The organism is Nocardioides aromaticivorans (assembly GCF_013408525.1).
GTDB lineage: Bacteria > Actinomycetota > Actinomycetes > Propionibacteriales > Nocardioidaceae > Nocardioides > Nocardioides aromaticivorans.
The window spans coordinates 3,275,665-3,292,362 of record NZ_JACBZM010000001.1 but is presented as its reverse complement, the minus strand read 5'-3'; the positions used below and the strand labels follow the sequence as shown (position 1 = coordinate 3,292,362).

At 72.8% G+C, this 16,698-nt stretch carries 13 protein-coding genes; 7 read left to right on the top strand and 6 right to left on the bottom strand.

Annotated features, from left to right (window positions below):
* Positions 1-29 precede the first annotated feature (29 nt).
* Together BJ993_RS15650 and BJ993_RS26620 are read left to right on the top strand one after the other, a co-directional pair.
* Entirely contained in the window at positions 30-965 is a 936-nt protein-coding gene (locus BJ993_RS15650) for a LysR family transcriptional regulator (RefSeq protein WP_179649811.1), read from the top strand.
* A 73-nt stretch (positions 966-1,038) separates the two neighbouring features.
* Positions 1,039-1,839, top strand: coding sequence for an NYN domain-containing protein (locus tag BJ993_RS26620; RefSeq protein ID WP_179649809.1), 801 nt, complete (start codon positions 1,039-1,041; stop codon positions 1,837-1,839).
* Positions 1,840-2,016: 177 nt separating this feature from the next.
* Here BJ993_RS26620 and hemE read toward each other — a convergent pair whose 3' ends face one another.
* Entirely contained in the window at positions 2,017-3,081 is a 1,065-nt protein-coding gene (hemE, locus tag BJ993_RS15640) for a uroporphyrinogen decarboxylase (protein WP_179649807.1), read from the bottom strand.
* 69 nt (positions 3,082-3,150) lie between these two features.
* On the opposite strand from hemE, the gene BJ993_RS15635 reads away from it, so the two are divergent.
* A complete protein-coding gene (locus tag BJ993_RS15635; protein ID WP_179649805.1) occupies positions 3,151-3,765 on the top strand; it encodes a DUF3000 domain-containing protein in 615 nt (204 codons plus the stop codon).
* Entirely contained in the window at positions 3,765-5,138 is a 1,374-nt protein-coding gene (locus BJ993_RS15630) for a ribonuclease D (RefSeq protein WP_179649803.1), read from the top strand. Before BJ993_RS15635 ends, BJ993_RS15630 begins: the two co-directional genes overlap by 1 nt.
* Here the strand turns inward: BJ993_RS15630 and BJ993_RS15625 are convergent.
* The 5 genes from BJ993_RS15625 to BJ993_RS15605 form a co-directional block, all read right to left on the bottom strand.
* The gene (locus BJ993_RS15625; protein ID WP_179649801.1) at positions 5,027-6,466 is read right to left on the bottom strand and encodes an extracellular solute-binding protein; all 1,440 of its coding nucleotides are present in this window, start codon (positions 6,464-6,466) and stop codon (positions 5,027-5,029) included. The genes BJ993_RS15630 and BJ993_RS15625 overlap by 112 nt on opposite strands.
* 138 nt (positions 6,467-6,604) lie before the next feature.
* Positions 6,605-7,198, bottom strand: a complete 594-nt coding sequence (locus BJ993_RS15620) for a hypothetical protein (RefSeq protein ID WP_036547673.1) — start codon at positions 7,196-7,198, stop codon at positions 6,605-6,607.
* A gap of 107 nt (positions 7,199-7,305) precedes the next feature.
* Entirely contained in the window at positions 7,306-11,157 is a 3,852-nt protein-coding gene (gene hrpA, locus BJ993_RS15615) for an ATP-dependent RNA helicase HrpA (protein WP_179649799.1), read from the bottom strand.
* A 69-nt stretch (positions 11,158-11,226) separates the two neighbouring features.
* Entirely contained in the window at positions 11,227-12,054 is an 828-nt protein-coding gene (locus BJ993_RS15610) for a hypothetical protein (RefSeq protein WP_179649797.1), read from the bottom strand.
* Positions 12,051-12,572, bottom strand: a complete 522-nt coding sequence (locus BJ993_RS15605) for a SigE family RNA polymerase sigma factor (RefSeq protein ID WP_036547665.1) — start codon at positions 12,570-12,572, stop codon at positions 12,051-12,053. Before BJ993_RS15605 ends, BJ993_RS15610 begins: the two co-directional genes overlap by 4 nt.
* 199 nt (positions 12,573-12,771) lie before the next feature.
* Between BJ993_RS15605 and rocD the strand changes: the two genes are divergently transcribed.
* From rocD to amaB, 3 genes are read left to right on the top strand one after another with little or no spacing between them, the layout of a single operon-like run.
* A complete protein-coding gene (rocD, locus tag BJ993_RS15600) occupies positions 12,772-14,004 on the top strand; it encodes an ornithine--oxo-acid transaminase (RefSeq protein ID WP_179649795.1) in 1,233 nt (410 codons plus the stop codon).
* Positions 14,001-15,110 carry a saccharopine dehydrogenase family protein gene (locus BJ993_RS15595; protein WP_179649793.1) on the top strand — a complete coding sequence of 370 codons (1,110 nt, stop codon included), beginning with the start codon at positions 14,001-14,003 and terminating at the stop codon, positions 15,108-15,110. Before rocD ends, BJ993_RS15595 begins: the two co-directional genes overlap by 4 nt.
* Entirely contained in the window at positions 15,110-16,636 is a 1,527-nt protein-coding gene (amaB, locus tag BJ993_RS15590; RefSeq protein WP_179649791.1) for an L-piperidine-6-carboxylate dehydrogenase, read from the top strand. The genes BJ993_RS15595 and amaB overlap by 1 nt, the downstream gene beginning before the upstream one ends.
* Positions 16,637-16,698: the final 62 nt, after the last annotated feature.

Sequence of the window (16,698 nt, the reverse complement as noted above, 5' to 3'; positions counted from 1 at the left end):
CACTCAGGGCCAGGAATCAGGAGCAGGACATGCGGATCGAACAGCTGGAGTACCTCGCGGCGGTGACGCAGCACGGTTCGCTGCGCCGGGCGAGCGAGAAGCTCCACCTCTCCCAGCCGGCGCTGAGCGAGGCGATCACCAAGCTCGAGCGCGAGCTGCGGGTCACCCTGCTCGACCGCCGCCGCTCGGGCGCGCGGATCAGCCGCGAGGGCCGGGAGCTGCTCCCCTACATGAACGAGGTGCTCGCCGCGGTCGACCGCCTGCGCACGGCCGCCGGCGACCAGCGCACCGACACCCGCGTGATCCGGGTCGGCACCGTGCACGCCGCCACCTCGACCCTCCTCGTCCCCGCCGTGCGCGCCTTCCAGGAACGCCACCCCGGCACGACCGTCGAGGTGCTCACCCTCCAGCAGGCGCAGATCGACGAGCAGCTCGCCGAGGGCACCCTCGACCTCGGCCTGGTCAACGTGCTCGACGGCGACGACCCGCCGATCGGCCTCGACGGGGTCGACCTCCTGCACGGCCGGCCGGTCGCCGTACTCCCGGCGGGGCACCCGCTCACCGCGCGTCCGCAGGTGACGATCGACGAGCTGCGCATGGAGCGCTTCGTGATGATGCGCGCCGGCTACGTGATGCACCGCTACGTACACCGCGCCTTCGGCCCCGAGGTCCCGCCGGCCGCGCACAGCACCGACGGCGCCGAGATGGGCAAGGCGCTGGTCGCCGAGGGCGTCGGCGTGACCGTGCTGCCCGACTACTCCGTGATCGGCTGCCCGCTGCACCGGGTCGGGATGATCGAGTCCCGCCCGATCGCCGGCAACCAGACCTTCGTCACCCTGCAGCTGCGCCAGCGCAAGACGCTCCAGCAGCCGCTGCCCGTCCGCGAGCTGCAGAACGCGCTCGCCACCCGGGCGACGGAGTACCGCGCCGCGTCGGCCGCGACGAACGCCAGCGCCGCGTCCTGACCACGTCCTCGGAGGTTGAGGTGCGAGGCGCGCCAGCGCCGAGCCTCGAAACCCGGTCGGCCATGATGGGGCGGTGACCGACCGCATCGCCGTACTCATCGACGCCGACAACACCTCGCACCGCTACGCCGCCGACCTGCTGGCCGAGCTCGCGAAGTTCGGGAGGCCGACGGTGAAGCGCGCCTACGGCGACTGGCGCAGCGACTCCCTGAAGGGCTGGGCCGCCAAGCTCAACCAGCACGCGATCAGCCCCGAGCAGACGATGGCCTACACGGTCGGCAAGAACTCCACCGACTCCGCGCTGATCATCGACGCGATGGACCTGCTCTACTCCGGCAACGTCGACGCCTTCGCGATCGTCTCCAGCGACAGCGACTTCACCCGGCTGGCCACCCGGCTGCGCGAGTCCGGCAAGACCGTGTACGCCGTCGGGCGCAGCAACACGCCGCAGGCCCTGCAGGAGGCGTGCGACCGGTTCATCCGCCTCGAGCTGCTCGACTCGGCCCCGGAGGACATCGCCGCCCCGGCCGCTCCGGAGGGGGCGGCGAGCGCCGACGCGCCCGCGCTGCCCAACCTGCAGAGCCTGCTGACCCGCGGCGTCAACAACGCCTCCGACGACGACGGCTGGGTCTCGCTGGCCACGTTCGGCAACTACCTGCGCACGACCTATCCCGCCTTCGACCCCCGCTCCTACGGCTTCGCCAAGCTGCTCGACCTGGTCCAGGCGCAGCCCTTCCTCACCACCGAGGGCTCGGGCAACGCCGTGCGGGTCAGCGTGAAGGGCCGCACGACGACCGCGCCGGCGAAGAAGGTCGCCGCGGCGAAGAAGGCGGCGTCGAAGAAGCCGGCTGCGAAGAAGGACCCCAAGAAGTAGGTCCTTCACGGCCGAGCCAGGCAGGACGTCATACGAACCGCGCGCCCGCGCGACCGACTCGCATGACGTCACGCGCCCGCCGCGGCGAGCCGGGCAGGACGTCATGCGAACCGCGCGCCCCGGCGACCGCTTCGCATGACGCCAACCCGGGGACCGCGGCGACCGCGACGAAGGAGCTCAGTCGAGCGGGTAGGCGTGCACGAAGTCGGTGAGCCGCGCGAGCTGGTCGGGGTTCGTGGACGGGATCACGCCGTGGCCGAGGTTGAAGATGTGGCCGCGCGCGGCGCGACCGGCCTCGATGACCTCGGCGGCCCGGGCGGCCATCACCTCGGTCGGCGCGAAGACGAGGGTCGGGTCGAGGTTGCCCTGCACCCCGCGGTCGGGCCCGATCCGCCCGATGCCGTCGGCGAGGCGGACCCGCCAGTCGACACCGACGACGTCGGCACCGGCGTCGCCCATCAGGTCCAGCAGCTCGCCGGAGTTGACGCCGAAGTGGATCCGCGGGACGCCGGTCTCGCCGATCGACGACAGCACCTGCGCCGACCACGGCTGGACGTACTGGACGTAGTCGTCGCGGTTGACCGCGCCGGCCCACGAGTCGAAGAGCTGGACGGCGGAGGCGCCGGCGTCGACCTGCACCCGCAGGAAGGCGGCGGAGATCGAGGCGATCTTGGCCATCAGCGCCTCCCAGACCTCCGGGGCGCCGTACATCATCGCCTTGGTGTTGGCGTACTCCTTCGAGGGACCGCCCTCGACGAGGTACGACGCCACGGTGAACGGCGCCCCCGCGAACCCGATCAGCGGGGTGCCCCCGTTGACGCCGGCCAGCTCGCCGACGAGCGTGCGCACGGCCTCGGTGATGAACGGGACGTGCTCCGGGGTGAGGTCGGGGATCGCGGCGACGTCCTCGAGGGTGCGGACCGGGTGGGCCACGACCGGACCGACGCCGGGCTTGATGTCGAGGTCGACCCCGACGGCCTTCAGCGGCAGCACGATGTCGGAGAAGAAGATGGCCGCGTCGACGCCGTACCGGCGCACGGGCTGGAGCGTGATCTCGGTGATCAGCTCGGCGTTCATGCAGGACTCGAGCATGCCGACGCCCTCGCGCACCTTGAGGTACTCGGGGAGGGAGCGTCCGGCCTGCCGCATGAACCACACCGGCGTGTGCGGCACGGCCTCCCCGCGGGCTGCCCTGAGGAAGGCACTGTTGCTGAGCGGGGAGCCGGAAGGTGCGGTCGTCACGGGGTCAGGGTCTCAGGTGAACGGCGTGGGACGCACATCGATCCGGCCCCCGAGGCCTAGGGTGACCTCATGGTCGCCCGCCAAGAGACGCACCAGGGGTCCGGCGCGGCCGGGACCCCTCGGGAGTTCACGCAAGCAGTGGACAGCCTGCGCGCCGCGACCTTCCGGCCCGAGGTCTTCTGCGAGGAGATGCCGGCGCCGCAGCGGATCGCCCCCTACGCGACCGCCCTGTCCGCCGACGTGACGGTCGACGACGAGGAGGTCGCGACCGGCCGCCTCGTCGTGCTGCACGACCCCGCGGGCAACGACGCCTGGGAGGGCACCTTCCGCTGCGTCGCCTACTGCCGCGCCGAGATCGACCACGACCTCGCCACCGACCCGCTGCTGACCGATGTCGGCTGGACCTGGCTGACCGACGCGCTGCAGGCGCACGGGGCCGAGTACGTCGCCGAGTCGGGCACCGTGACCCGGGTGGCCACGGAGAGCTACGGCTCGATGGCCGGCGAGCCGGGCAACGCCCAGCTGGAGATCCGGGCGTCCTGGACTCCCGTCGACACCACCGACCTCGCCGCCCACGCCGAGGCGTGGGGCGAGCTGATGTGCACCGCCGGTGGCCTGGAGCCGGTGCCGGACGGGGTGGCCGTGATGCCGTCGCGTCGTGGCCAGCGGGGCGGCGCCGGCTGATGGCCCAGCAGCCGGACGAACAGGGCGCGACGGACGCGGAGGAGGCCCCTCCCGTCGAGCTGCTGACCCTCGCCGACGGCCTGCCGCCGGTCATCGACACCCCGGACGCGCTCGCGACCTACTGCGCCGCCATCGCCGCCGGTTCGGGCCCGGTCGCGATCGACGCCGAGCGGGCGTCGGGCTACCGCTACTCCAACCGTGCCTACCTGATCCAGGTCAAGCGCGAGGGGGCCGGCATCGGCCTGATCGACCCGATCGCCTTCGACGACCTCTCCCCGCTCGCCGACGCGATCGGCGACGCCGAGTGGATCCTGCACGCCGCCACCCAGGACCTGCCCTGCCTCGCCGAGGTCGGCCTGCGCCCCGCCGCGCTCTTCGACACCGAGCTCGCCGGCCGCCTGCTGAACTACCCCCGCGTCGGCCTCGCCACCCTCGTCGAGGTGCTGCTCGAGCGCCAGCTGCTCAAGGAGCACTCCGCCGTCGACTGGTCGACCCGCCCCCTGCCCGAGCCGTGGCTGGAGTACGCCGCCCTCGACGTCGAGGTGCTCGTCGAGCTGCGCAACCTGCTCGCGGCCCAGCTCGAGGAGGCCGGCAAGGCCGACTGGGCCCGGCAGGAGTTCGAGAACCTCCGCGCCTTCACCCCCACCGTCCGGGTCGACGCCTGGCGGCGCACCTCGGGCCTGCACAAGGTCCGCGGCCGCCGGACGCTCGGCGCGGTCCGCGCCCTGTGGGAGGCGCGCGACCGGATCGCGCAGGAGCGTGACGTCACCCCGGGCCGGCTGATCCCGGACGCGGCGCTGGTGGCCGCGGCCACGGCGATGCCGGCCAACCGGGGGGCGCTGATGTCGACGCCGGGCTTCCACGGACGCGGCGCCTCACGCTACGCGAACGAGTGGCTGGCCGCCGTACGCGAGGCGGCGGAGCTGCCCGAGGACCAGCTCCCGACGCGGGTCTCGCACGGCGACGGTCCCCCGGCCCCGCGGGCGTGGGCCGACAAGGACCCGGTGGCCGCCCGGCGCCTCGAGCTGGCCCGGGCCGCGGTCACGCGGATCGCCGAGGAGCACCAGGTCCCGCTGGAGAACCTGCTCACCCCCGACACGCTGCGGCGCACCATGTGGACCCCGCCGAGGACGCGGGAGCCGGTGGAGCTGCTGGAGGCCGTCATCGACCAGCTGCGCGGCCTCGGCGCGCGCAGCTGGCAGGTCGGCCTGACCGCACCCGCGTTGAGCCGGGCGATCCTCGACGCCGAGAAGCCGAAGCGTCAGTCCCGCGAGCGGTCGTCGGTGGCCCCGTCGGACGCGTCGGATGCGCCCGATGCCGCGCCGGACGGCTCGCCCGACGCGGACTCCGAGGGCGACTCCGACGGCTCGTAGTCGGGGTCGAGCAGCGAACGCGACTTCTCGTCGATCGCGCGCAGCGACGCCTGCAGGTCCTCGAAGTACGGCGTCGTGAGCAGGTTCTCGAGGTCCGTCTTCACCAGCGCCTGCAGCTGGGCGCCCTGGGTCATCAGCGGCGGCATGATCATGTTGCGCACCGACTGGGTGAAGACACCGGCGTGGGCGGGCTGCAGGTCCGGCTGGAGGAACTCGTCGGTCAGCGCGACCGTCAGCTTCGCCGGCTGCAGGTAGCCGGTCTCGGCGAGCTTGCCGACGGGTTCGTCGGCGACGAGGTAGCTGAGGAAGTTCGCCGCTGCCTCCGTGCGGCTCGGGCGGCCCGGCGACAGGCAGATGCCGTTGAGGTCGCCGACGGTCTGGTTGGAGCCCAGCGACGGCATCGGCATCACGTCGAAGTTCACGCCGGCCCGGCGCAGCTCCGGGGTGAGCCCGCGGAAGCCGGCGATCATCGCCAGCTTGCCGCGCTCGAACCACTGCAGCGGGGTGCGCTGGCCGAGCTGCTTGGCCGACAGCGTCAGCCGCGGGTCACGGAGCAGCTCGAGGGTCTGGCGCAGGGCGTCGGTCGAGCTGTCCTCGCCCAGGGTGAGGCTGGTCGGGTCGGACTCCTCGTTGAAGACCTGGCCGCCGCCGGAGTAGATGAACGGCGCGAGCCCGCGCAGGGTCGGCTCGATGTAGACGCCCCGGGTGTTCTGCCGCGGCCGGCTGGCGAACTCCGCCGCCGCGCGGAACTCCGCGAGGTTCCAGCCGGAGTGGTCCGGCTTCGGCACCGGCAGGTCCTCGGCCTCCATCGCGTCGAAGTCGACGAGGTCGGTGTTGTAGTAGATGACCATCGGCGAGACGGTGTAGGGCATGCACTGCAGGTCGTCGTCGACGGAGAAGGCCTGGACCGCCTCGCGGGCGAAGTCGTCACCGATCGGGATCTCGCGCTCGTTGACCAGGTCGAGCAGGGGCAGGTTGGCCTTGTCGGCGATCGTCGCGGCCAGCTCGGAGCGCGGCAGCAGGTAGAGGTCGGGCTTCGCCTTGCCGGCACGGACGTCGGCGAGCATGGCCGCGGCGCTCGGCCACGACGACATCGTGACGTTGGTGTCGAGGCTGTCGGCGTTGTAGTCGTCGACCACCGACTTGTAGGCGGCGATCTCCTCCTTGCTGCCCCAGACGGCGAAGTCGAGCTGGGCCATCGTCGGCTTCGACGGTCCCGGCGGGGCCGGCTTCTCGTCGGACCCCTCGGCCAGCATCACCATGCCGACCAGCACGCTCAGCGCCACCACGACGACGACCGCGCCCGTCCGCCAGCCGAACCGACCCACGAGAAAACCACCTTTGACTAGGGAGATCGAGCACACCGGGCCGGGAGCGCCTCACGGCGCAGGGCCGCTCGTAGCGGCTTGTTTTTGGGACCCGGGGCTGCCGCGACCCGGCGTGCTCGACTGTTGATTGTACGGGTGTCAGCCCAGTCCTCGTGACAGCTCGAGGTGTCCGGCGGCCTCGAGCTGCTCGGCGAGCGCGAGCATGCGGCGTACGTCGGCGTCCGGGACCTCCGGGAGACCGGCCCGGCCGGCGGCGACGACCCGGGCGAAGGCGGCGGCGCGGAAGAGCACGTCGGCGAACTCGCCGGACGCGATCCCGCGCAGCACCTCGTCGATCATCTGACGCAGCTCGTCGGGCCCGGGCGGGTCGGCGACACCGGCCACGACCCGGGCGAACTCCGCCCGCGAGCGGCCGGCCTCGAACTGCCGCGCGACGCCCGCCGGGTCGGCGTACACCCACGAGCGCAGCAGGTAGAGCCGCCACAGGCAGCCCGCCAGCGAGTCGGCGGCTGCGTGCGACCACACCTGCGCGATCGCCTCGATGCCCTCGGTGTCGGCCAGGTGGACCAGCCGCTCGGCGACGCCGGCGTCCTCGCTGTCGTGGGCGCCGCGGACCAGGAGCACGGCTGCCCGCTCGGCCGCCTCGGTCACCAGCGCGGGGTCGACCCCGTCCTGCTGCTCGTCGAAGAAGGCGGCCTCCCGGGGGACGGGCTTGTGCGGGCGCTCGGACATCTGACCAGCGTACGGTCGGCGCGGTTCAACTACCGAAATTGTCGTGCTCGGACGGCTTTCACGACAATTCCGGTAGTTGAACCGCAGCCCCGCAGCCGTCAGCAGCGTCAGCCGAGGGCGTCGAAGGCCTTGCGCAGCCGCACGTCGGAGACCGGGCCGTCGACGCCGAGCTGCTGGGCCCAGAGCGAGACGCGGTACTCCTCCAGCATCCAGCGGATCGCGCGCAGCCCCTCCCCCGCGGGCCGGCCCTCCGGCAGCGCCCCGACGCGGGCCAGCCACGCCTCCTGCATCGGCTGCACCAGGTCCATCCGCTGACGGTCCTTCGCGAGCGCGGCCGGACCGCCGGTGTCGAGGGCCGTACGACGCTCGCGCATCGCCATCAGGTAGGTGCGGTGGCGCCGCAGCCGGGCCGCCCCGGCCTCGCCGACGAAGCCGTCGTGGACCAGCCGGCCGAGCTGGCCCTGCAGGTCGGTCAGCGCGGGCAGCAGCGGCAGGTCCGCGCGGCCGCTGAGCAGCCGGTCGACCTCGCGCCAGGTCTCCAGCACCCGCAGCAGGTCGGCCACGGTGCTCCGGACGGCGGCGGGAGCGGTGCTGCGCAGGGTGGCCAGCAGGTCGTCGTACCCACCGCGGGAGCGGACGGGCGGGCGGGCGTCGACCGCGTCGACGACGACGGCGCGCAGGCAGTCGGCGATCAGTGCGGGCGTGGTCGGGTAGGGCGTGCCGGACAGGCCGAGCTTGTCGGCGTTGGACAGCCCGTCCACGACGCCCTTGACCGGCGCGTCGCCCAGCGCCAGCAACAGCAGTCGTACGACGCCGAGGCGGTGTCGCGCGTCGCGCTCGTCGGCCGACCCGAAGACCTGCAGGCCGACCGTGTCGCCCTCGTCGACCAGTCCGGGATAGGCCTCCACCTCGTGCCCGGCGCGGGTCCAGGTGGCGGTGTCGGCGATGTCGTCGAACACCCAGTCCGTCTCGCCGGTGCGGGCGACACCGGAGTCGGAGGCGACCGCGGCCATCGCCTTGTCGAACTGCGGCTGGAGCGGCGCCTTCAGCTCGGCGAGCGACTTGCCACGGCCCTGGACCTTCCCGCGCTCGTCGACGACGCGGTAGCTCGGGGTGAGGTGCGGCGGCAGGGCGCCGAGGTCCCACGCCTCGCGCGGCACGTGGACACCCGTCGTCGAGCGGAGGTAGCGCTCGAGCGCGCCGAGCAGCGGCTCCTCCCCCGCCGGGACGGCGGCCAGGAAGTCGCGCGCGGTGTTGGGCGCCGGCACGAAGTTGACCCGCAACGCCTTCGGCAGCCCGCGGATCAGCTCGACGACCAGCTCCTCGCGCAGCCCGGGGACGATCCAGGAGAAGTCGTCGTCGTCGACCCGGTTGAGCGTCGAGACCGGGATGTCGATGGTCAGGCCGTCGTCCTTCGCCCCGGGCTCGAAGTGGTAGCTGATGGGGAAGGTGAGGCCGCCGGCGACCGACCACTGCTCGGGGTAGTCGGCCTCGGTCACCTCCTCGGCCGCGTCGTGGGTCAGCATGGCCGGGTCGAAGGTGAGCAGCGTCGCGCGCTGGCGGCGCTCGTCGCGCCACCAGCGGTCGAAGTGGGCGCCGCTGACGATGCCCTCGGGGATCCGCGCGTCGTAGAAGTCGAAGAGCGTGTGCTCGTCGACGACGAGGTCGCGCCGCCGGGCGCGGTGCTCGAGCTCCTCGGCCTCCTCCAGGAGGCGCTTGTTGTCGCGCAGGAAGTGGTGGCGGGTGTCCCACTCGCCGTACACGAGGGCATGGCGGACGAAGAGCTCACGCGACAGCTCGGGATCGATCCGCCCGTAGTTGACGGGACGGTCGGTGGCCAGGGGGACGCCGTACAGGGTGACTCGCTCGGTGGCCATGACCGCCTGGCGCTTGCGGGACCAGTGCGGTTCGGAGTAGCTCCGCTTCACGAGGTGGGCGCCGAGGCGCTCGGCCCACTGCGGCTGGATCTCGGCGTTCTGCCGGGCCCAGAGCCGGCCGGTCTCGACCAGCTCGCCGGCCATCACGAACTGCGGGTTCTTCCGGGCCAGGCCGCTGCCCGGGAAGATCGCGAACCTCGCCCCGCGGGCGCCGAGGTACTCCCGCGGCCCCGGACGCCGGTTGTCGCGGCGCGTGCCCGGCTTGGGCTTCTCCCGCTCCTCCAGCAGGCCGATGTGGGACAGCAGGCCGGACAGCAGCGCCTGGTGGATGCCATCGGCGTCGGGGAGGTCCGTGGGGGCCTCGAACCGGACACCCATCTCCTTGGTCACCTGGCGCAGCTGCGCGACGAACTCCTGCCACTCCCGCACCCGCAGGTAGTTGAGGTACTCGCGCTTGCACATCCGGCGGAAGGCGCTGCCGGAGAGCTCCTTCTGCTGCTGGCGCAGGTGGTTCCAGAGGTTGAGCAGGGTGAGGAAGTCCGAGCGCTCGGCCTTGAAGCGGGCGTGCAGCTGGTCGGCCTGCGCCTGCTCCTTCGGGTGGTCGGCGCCGGGCCGCTCCCGCGGGTCCTGCAACGAGAGCGCGGCGACGATGACCAGCACGTCGCGGACGCAGCCGAGGCGCTCGGCCTCGAGCAGCATCCGGCCCAGCCGCGGGTCGATCGGGAGCCGCGCGAGGCGCCGCCCGACCTTGGTGAGATCGCCCTTCGCGGAGACCGCACCGAGCTCCTCGAGCAGCTGCACGCCGGCCTGCACGTTGCGCCGGTCCGGCGGCTCCACGAACGGGAAGCGCGCGATGTCGCCCAGCCCGAGCGAGGTCATCTGCAGGATGACCGAGGCGAGGTTGGTGCGCAGGATCTCCGGGTCGGTGAACTCGGGGCGCGCCTCGAAGTCCTCCTCGGAGTACAGGCGGATCGCGATGCCGGCGGCGACGCGGCCGCAGCGGCCGGAGCGCTGGTTGGCCGAGGCCTGGCTGATCGGCTCGATCGGGAGCCGCTGGACCTTGGTGCGCGCGGAGTAGCGGGAGATGCGGGCCACGCCGGTGTCGATGACGTAGCGGATCCCGGGCACCGTCAGCGAGGTCTCCGCGACGTTGGTGGCGAGCACGACGCGCCGCCGCGACCCCTTGGCCGGGGCGAAGACGCGATGCTGCTCGGCGGCCGAGAGCCGGCTGTAGAGCGGGAGCACGTCGATTCCCCGACTGTGCCCGGTTGAGGGGCTTTCGCCGAGGGGGGCCAGCGCCTCGGCGGTGTCGCGGATCTCCCGCTCGCCGGGGAGGAAGACGAGGATGTCGCCGGGTCCCTCGGCCGAGAGCTCCTTGACCGCGTCGACGACGGCCTCGGTCTGGTCCCGGACGATCGGCTCGCCGTCCTCGTCGTCCTCGGGCACGTCCATCAAGGGTCGGTAGCGGACCTCGACCGGATAGGTCCGGCCGGACACCTCGATGATCGGCGCCGGCTCGCCCGTGCGTACGTCGGCGAAGTGCTCCGCGAAGCGCTCGGGATCGATGGTCGCCGAGGTGATGATGAGCTTGAGGTCGGGACGCTTCGGCAGCAGCTGGCGCAGGTAGCCGAGCAGGAAGTCGATGTTGAGGCTGCGCTCGTGCGCCTCGTCGATGATGATCGTGTCGTAGCGGCGCAGCAGCCGGTCGCGCTGCAGCTCGGCCAGCAGGATGCCGTCGGTCATCAGCTTGATGCGGCTCTGCTTCGACGTCTTGTCGGTGAACCGGACCTGGTAGCCGACCAGGTCGCCCAGCTCGGTCCCGAGCTCGGAGGCGATCCGCTCCGCGACCGAGCGCGCCGCGATCCGCCGGGGCTGGGTGTGCCCGATCATCCGCGGCCGCGCGGCGGGATCGTCGGGGGCCGGCGCACCACGGCCCAGCTCCAGGCAGATCTTCGGCAGCTGCGTGGTCTTCCCGGACCCGGTCTCGCCCGCGACGATGACGACCTGGTGGTCGCGGATCGCCGCGGCGATGTCGTCGCGACGGGCACTGACCGGCAGGTCGGGCGGGTAGGAGATCTTCACAACCCACCCATTGTCCCGTGCCGACCCCAGCGGGCCGCAATCGGATTGCGCCCGCCGGGGTCGCCCGCCTCACTCGAGGGTGAAGCGCGGGTCCGCGGCGGCCGCGAGGAGGTCGCGGACGGCGACGTCCATGCCGCTCACCGGCGTCAGCGAGTTGTTGCCGAACAGCGTGTTGGCGTCGATGGCGACCGACAGCCCGTCGGTGCGGTGGACGACCACGGCCACACCGCCGTCGTACGACGCGACGCCGGCCGACCGCACACCGGGCAGGTTGACCTTGCGTGGCGCCCAGAAGTCGTAGGCGTAGCGCATCTGCGCGTCCTGCCACGGGCCCGAGGTCACCTCGACCTGGATCATGCCGAGGCCGCTCTCCCCCGGGACGCGCCAGTCCAGCTTCGTGCCGTACGACGTCAGGCGGACCTGTCCTGCCCGGCAGCCGTCGTTGCCCGAGGCCCCCACCTGGTTGTTCGTGCGACCGGGGCCGAGGTGGCGCTCGGCCGGGTCCAGCCGCTCGACCAGGATGGTCCGGTAGAGGTCGAGGAGGTCGGGCGCAGCGGCGACGATCGTCCCGTTGGGTCCGGGCCCCCGGTCGTCCAGGTCGATGCACCGATTCGTCGCCGGAGCAGCGCTCGCGGTCGACGCGGGGGTCGTCACCGGCGTGGCGCTCGGCGTGGTGACCGGGTCCTCGGCGACCGGCGCCTGCTCCTCCCCCGGCGGGAGCACGGCCACGGCGAGGGCCGAGGCGGCCACGACCGCGGAGCCGCAGCCGACGGCGAGCCGGGTGCGGCGACGGCGCCGTCGTCCCCGACGCAGGTCGCCGGCGGGGTCGGCGGAGGGAGCCAGGGTGTCGGTGAGCCGGTGCAGCCCGGCGCTGAGCTGTTCGTCGACAGGGATCATGTTCGGTTCTCCTCGAGCGAGTCGGATTGGTCGGCCAGCGCGGAGCGCAGCGCGGCGAGCGCGGCGGACGTCTGGCTCTTCACGGTCCCGGCACTGATCCCGAGGTCGGCGGCGGTCTCCTCGACGCTGAGCCCCCACCAGTGCCGCAGCACGACGACCCGTCGCTGGCCGGGCGGGAGCGCCCGCAACGCGGACCACAGGGCGTCGTGCTCCTCGACGGCGGGCGCGCCGACGCTGCGCTCCGGCAGGTCGTCGCCGGCGGACGCCTCCCGGCGCCAGGGCCGCCGGGACTCGTCGATGTGGCTGTTGACGAGCGCCCGGCGCACGTAGGCGTCCACCGACCGCGCCCGCTCGACCCGCGGCCAGACGACGTACAGCCGCGCCAGGGCGGACTGGACGACGTCCTCGGCCCGGTGCGGGTCGCCACACAGCAGCCAGGCCGCGCGGAACAGCTGCGGGCGCCGTTCGGCGACGTACGCCGCGAACGCGTCGTCGCGCCGAGCCCCGGACCGCACCATCGAACCGCCTCTCGCCGCCATCGTGCACCACCGTCACCTGCTTGACGGAGCCACCTGCGGATCGGTTGGGCCGGGCGCGCGTGTCGCGCTGTGGCCTGGGTTACAGTGGACGGAGATTGTCAGACAACGGAGGTTTTGCCCGTTCGTACGCGATTCGGCAGCAAGATTTCCTGCCCGCGAGCTGGGATCGGAGAGCCGCATGAGCCTCACCACCGAACGAACCGGAGTCGCCCCGCGTCGTACCGCGGAGGAGGTCGCCCGCGCGGAGGCCCGCACGGCGCACAACTACCACCCGCTGCCGGTCGTGCTCAGCGAGGCGGAGGGCGCCTGGCTGACCGACGTCGACGGCCGCCGCTTCCTCGACTTCCTCGCCGGCTACTCCGCGCTCAACTTCGGCCACGGCCACCCGCGCCTGCTGGCCGCGGCGCACGCCCAGCTCGACCGGCTCACGCTGACCAGCCGTGCCTTCGTGCACGACCGCTTCGCCGACTTCTGCGCCGCGCTCGGCGACCTGGCCGGCAAGGACATGGTGCTGCCGATGAACACCGGCGCCGAGGCGGTCGAGACGGCGATCAAGGTCTCCCGCAAGTGGGGGTACGACGTCAAGGGCGTCCCCGACGGGACCGCGCGCATCATCGTGGCGGCCGGCAACTTCCACGGCCGCACGACGACCATCGTCGGCTTCTCCGACGACCCCGACGCCCGTGGCGGCTTCGGACCGTTCACGCCCGGCTTCGACATCGTCCCGTACGGCGACCTGGCGGCCCTCGAGGCGGCCATCACGCCGAGCACCGTGGCGGTCCTGATCGAGCCCATCCAGGGCGAGAGCGGTGTCGTGATCCCGCCCGACGACTACCTCCCCGGCGTGCGCGCGCTGTGCACGCGCGAGCAGGTGCTCTTCGTCGCCGACGAGATCCAGGCCGGGCTCGGCCGCACCGGACGCACCTTCGCGTGCGACCACGCGGGCGTCGTCCCCGACCTCTACGTGCTGGGCAAGGCGCTCGGCGGCGGCGTCGTCCCCGTGTCGGCGGTGGTGGGCGACCGCGACGTGCTCGGCGTGCTGCACCCGGGCCAGCACGGCTCCACGTTCGGCGGCAACCCGCTCGCCTGCGCCGTCGGCCTGAAGGTGGTGGAGATGCTGCGGACGGGGGAGTTCCAGGCGCACGCGGCCGCGCTGGGCGTCGTACTCCACGACCGGCTGGCCGCGATGGTCGGCCACGGGGTCGTCTCGTTCCGCTCGCGCGGCCTGTGGGCCGGCGTCGACATCGACCCCGCCCTCGGCAGCGGTCGTGACGTCTGCGAGCGGCTGATGGCGCGCGGCGTCCTCGCCAAGGACACGCACGGCTCGACGATCCGGCTCGCGCCCCCGCTGGTCATCTCCGCCGACGACCTCGGCTGGGGCCTCGACCGGCTCGAGGAGGCCTTGCGATGAGCCCCGACAACCGCCTCATCAACCAGGTCGGCGTGATCGGCCTCGGCAAGGTGGGCGAGCTCGTCGCGGGGCTGCTCACCGACGCCGGCTTCAAGGTCCTCGGGTACGACGTCGTGGCCCACCCCGGCCTGCGCTTCGAGACCGGCGAGCTCGACGTCACCGACGCCGGCGCGCTGCGGGAGGCCCTGCGCGGCGTCGACGCGGTCATCTCCTGCCTGCCCTGGGACCGCAACATCACCGTCGCCGAGGCGGCCGCCGCCGTCGGCTGCCACTACTTCGACCTCACCGAGGACGTGCCGACCACCCAGCGGGTCATCGAGCTGGCCGCCCGCCACCCGGGCGTCGCGTTCGTCCCGCAGTGCGGCCTGGCGCCCGGGCTGATCGGCATCGTCGGCGCCTCCCTCGCGAAGGGCTTCGAGGAGATCCGCTCCATCGAGCTCAAGGTCGGCGCGCTGCCCCAGAACCCCACCGGGCTGCTCGGCTACGCGTTCAACTGGTCGGCGGAGGGCGTGGTCAACGAGTACCTCAACGACTGCGAGGTGCTCCGCTCCGGCCGGCGCCAGATGGTGCCCGCCATGGAGGAGAAGGAGCGCGTCGTCATCGGCGGCATCGAGCTGGAGGCCGCGCTGACGTCCGGCGGCCTCGGGACGATGTGCCAGACCTACGAGGGCCGCGTGCAGCGGCTCGACTACAAGACGCTGCGCTATCCCGGCCACTTCGACCAGATGCGCTTCCTCTTCGACGAGCTGGGCCTGCGCGAGTGCCGCGAGGAGGTGGGGCGGATCCTGGTGAAGGCCAAGCCGCCGGTCAACGACGACATCGTCTACCTCCACGCCGCCGTCGAGGGCGTCAAGGACGGCCAGCCGTTCCGCGAGAACCACGTCCGCGGCTACCTCCCGATCACGATCCCCGACGGGGAGGGCACCGATCGCAGCTGGCGCGCCATCTCGTGGACCACCGCCTCGTCGGCGGTCGCCGTGATCGAGCTGGTCGCCGACGGCCGCCTGCCCCAGGAGGGCTTCGTCCGCCAGGAGGACATCGCCCTCGAGGACCTCTGCGCGACCCACGCCGGTCGCCGTTTCGCCGACTACGGAAAGATCGCCTGATGACCACCCCGACCGAGCCGCTCGCCGACCTGCCCACCCGCGCCCGCCAGATCCTCGCCGAGCTCGGCGCGGCCGACGCGTTCGCGCCGGACGGCGACCTGGTCGCCGTCTCCCCCGTCGACGGCTCCGAGCTGGGCCGGTTGCGCGCACACAGCCCCGACGAGGTCACCGCGACGATCGGCCGGGCCCACGCAGCCTTCGAGGAGTGGCGCTCGGTGCCCGCCCCGGTCCGCGGCCACCTCGTGCGCGAGCTCGGCGAGCTGCTGCGTGAGCACAAGGAGCTGCTCGGGGAGCTGGTCTCGATCGAGGCCGGCAAGATCCGCTCCGAGGGCCTCGGCGAGGTCCAGGAGATGATCGACATCTGCGAGTTCGCGGTCGGCCTCTCCCGCCAGCTGCACGGCCTCACCATCGCCTCGGAGCGGCCGGGCCACCGGATGATGGAGCAGTGGCACCCGCTGGGTGTCGTCGGCGTCATCTCCGCCTTCAACTTCCCCGTCGCCGTCTGGTCGTGGAACGCCGCCCTCGCGCTCGTCGCGGGCGACGCCGTGGTCTGGAAGCCGTCGGAGAAGACCTTGCTGACCGCGCTCGCGTGCCAGGCCCTCGCTGCTGAGGCGTGCCGTCGAGTGGGGGCGCCGCAGGAGCTGTCCCAGGTCGTCGTGGGCGGGAGCGCGGTCGGCGAGGTGCTGGTCGACGACCCGCGCGTGCCGCTCGTCTCCGCCACCGGCTCCACCCGGATGGGCAAGCTGGTCGCGCCCCGCGTCGCCGCCCGGCTGGGCCGCTGCCTCCTCGAGCTCGGCGGCAACAACGCCGCCATCGTCGCCCCCTCGGCCGACCTCGACCTCGCCGTGCGCGGCATCGTCTTCGCCGCCGTGGGCACGGCCGGCCAGCGCTGCACCTCGCTGCGCCGCGTGATCGTCCACGAGTCCGTCCACGACGACCTCGTCGCGCGCCTGTCCAAGGCCTACGGCACCCTCTCGATCGGCTCGCCGCTCGAGCCCTCGACGCTGGTCGGCCCGCTGGTCGACGCGGCCGCCGCCGAGGCCTTCCTGGGCGCCGTGGAGCAGGCCCAGGCCGACGGTGGCCGGCTCGTGACGGGCGGCACGAGGGCCGACGGCGTGAGCGGCGGGCAGTACGTCGTACCCGCCATCGTGGACATGCCGGCGCAGACCGACATCGTCAAGCAGGAGACCTTCGCGCCCCTGCTCTACGTGCTGACCTACCGCGACCTCGACGAGGCCATCGCGCTGCACAACGACGTCGCGCAGGGCCTCTCGTCCGCGATCTTCACCCTCGACGTCCGCGAGGCCGAGACCTTCACCTCCGCCACCGGCTCCGACTGCGGCATCGCCAACGTCAACATCGGCACCTCCGGCGCCGAGATCGGCGGCGCGTTCGGCGGCGAGAAGGAGACCGGCGGCGGCCGCGAGTCCGGCTCCGACGCGTGGAAGGCCTACATGCGTCGTACGACCAACACCATCAACTACTCCACCGAGCTCCCCCTCGCCCAGGGCGTCGAGTTCGGCTGACCCCGCGAAGTGTCAGGTTTTCTCGGCCGAAGTGTCACTCCTGCACGCTCGAAGTGTCGGTG

Coding starts and splice junctions, on each gene's coding strand:
- BJ993_RS15595 (WP_179649793.1), top strand. CDS start 14,001: ATGAGCCCCGACAACCGCCTCATCAACCAGGTCGGCGTGATCGGCCTC.
- BJ993_RS15610 (WP_179649797.1), bottom strand. CDS start 12,054: ATGATCCCTGTCGACGAACAGCTCAGCGCCGGGCTGCACCGGCTCACC.
- BJ993_RS15635 (WP_179649805.1), top strand. CDS start 3,151: ATGGTCGCCCGCCAAGAGACGCACCAGGGGTCCGGCGCGGCCGGGACC.
- BJ993_RS15650 (WP_179649811.1), top strand. CDS start 30: ATGCGGATCGAACAGCTGGAGTACCTCGCGGCGGTGACGCAGCACGGT.
- BJ993_RS15620 (WP_036547673.1), bottom strand. CDS start 7,198: ATGTCCGAGCGCCCGCACAAGCCCGTCCCCCGGGAGGCCGCCTTCTTC.
- amaB (WP_179649791.1), top strand. CDS start 15,110: ATGACCACCCCGACCGAGCCGCTCGCCGACCTGCCCACCCGCGCCCGC.
- BJ993_RS15630 (WP_179649803.1), top strand. CDS start 3,765: ATGGCCCAGCAGCCGGACGAACAGGGCGCGACGGACGCGGAGGAGGCC.
- BJ993_RS15605 (WP_036547665.1), bottom strand. CDS start 12,572: ATGGTGCGGTCCGGGGCTCGGCGCGACGACGCGTTCGCGGCGTACGTC.
- rocD (WP_179649795.1), top strand. CDS start 12,772: ATGAGCCTCACCACCGAACGAACCGGAGTCGCCCCGCGTCGTACCGCG.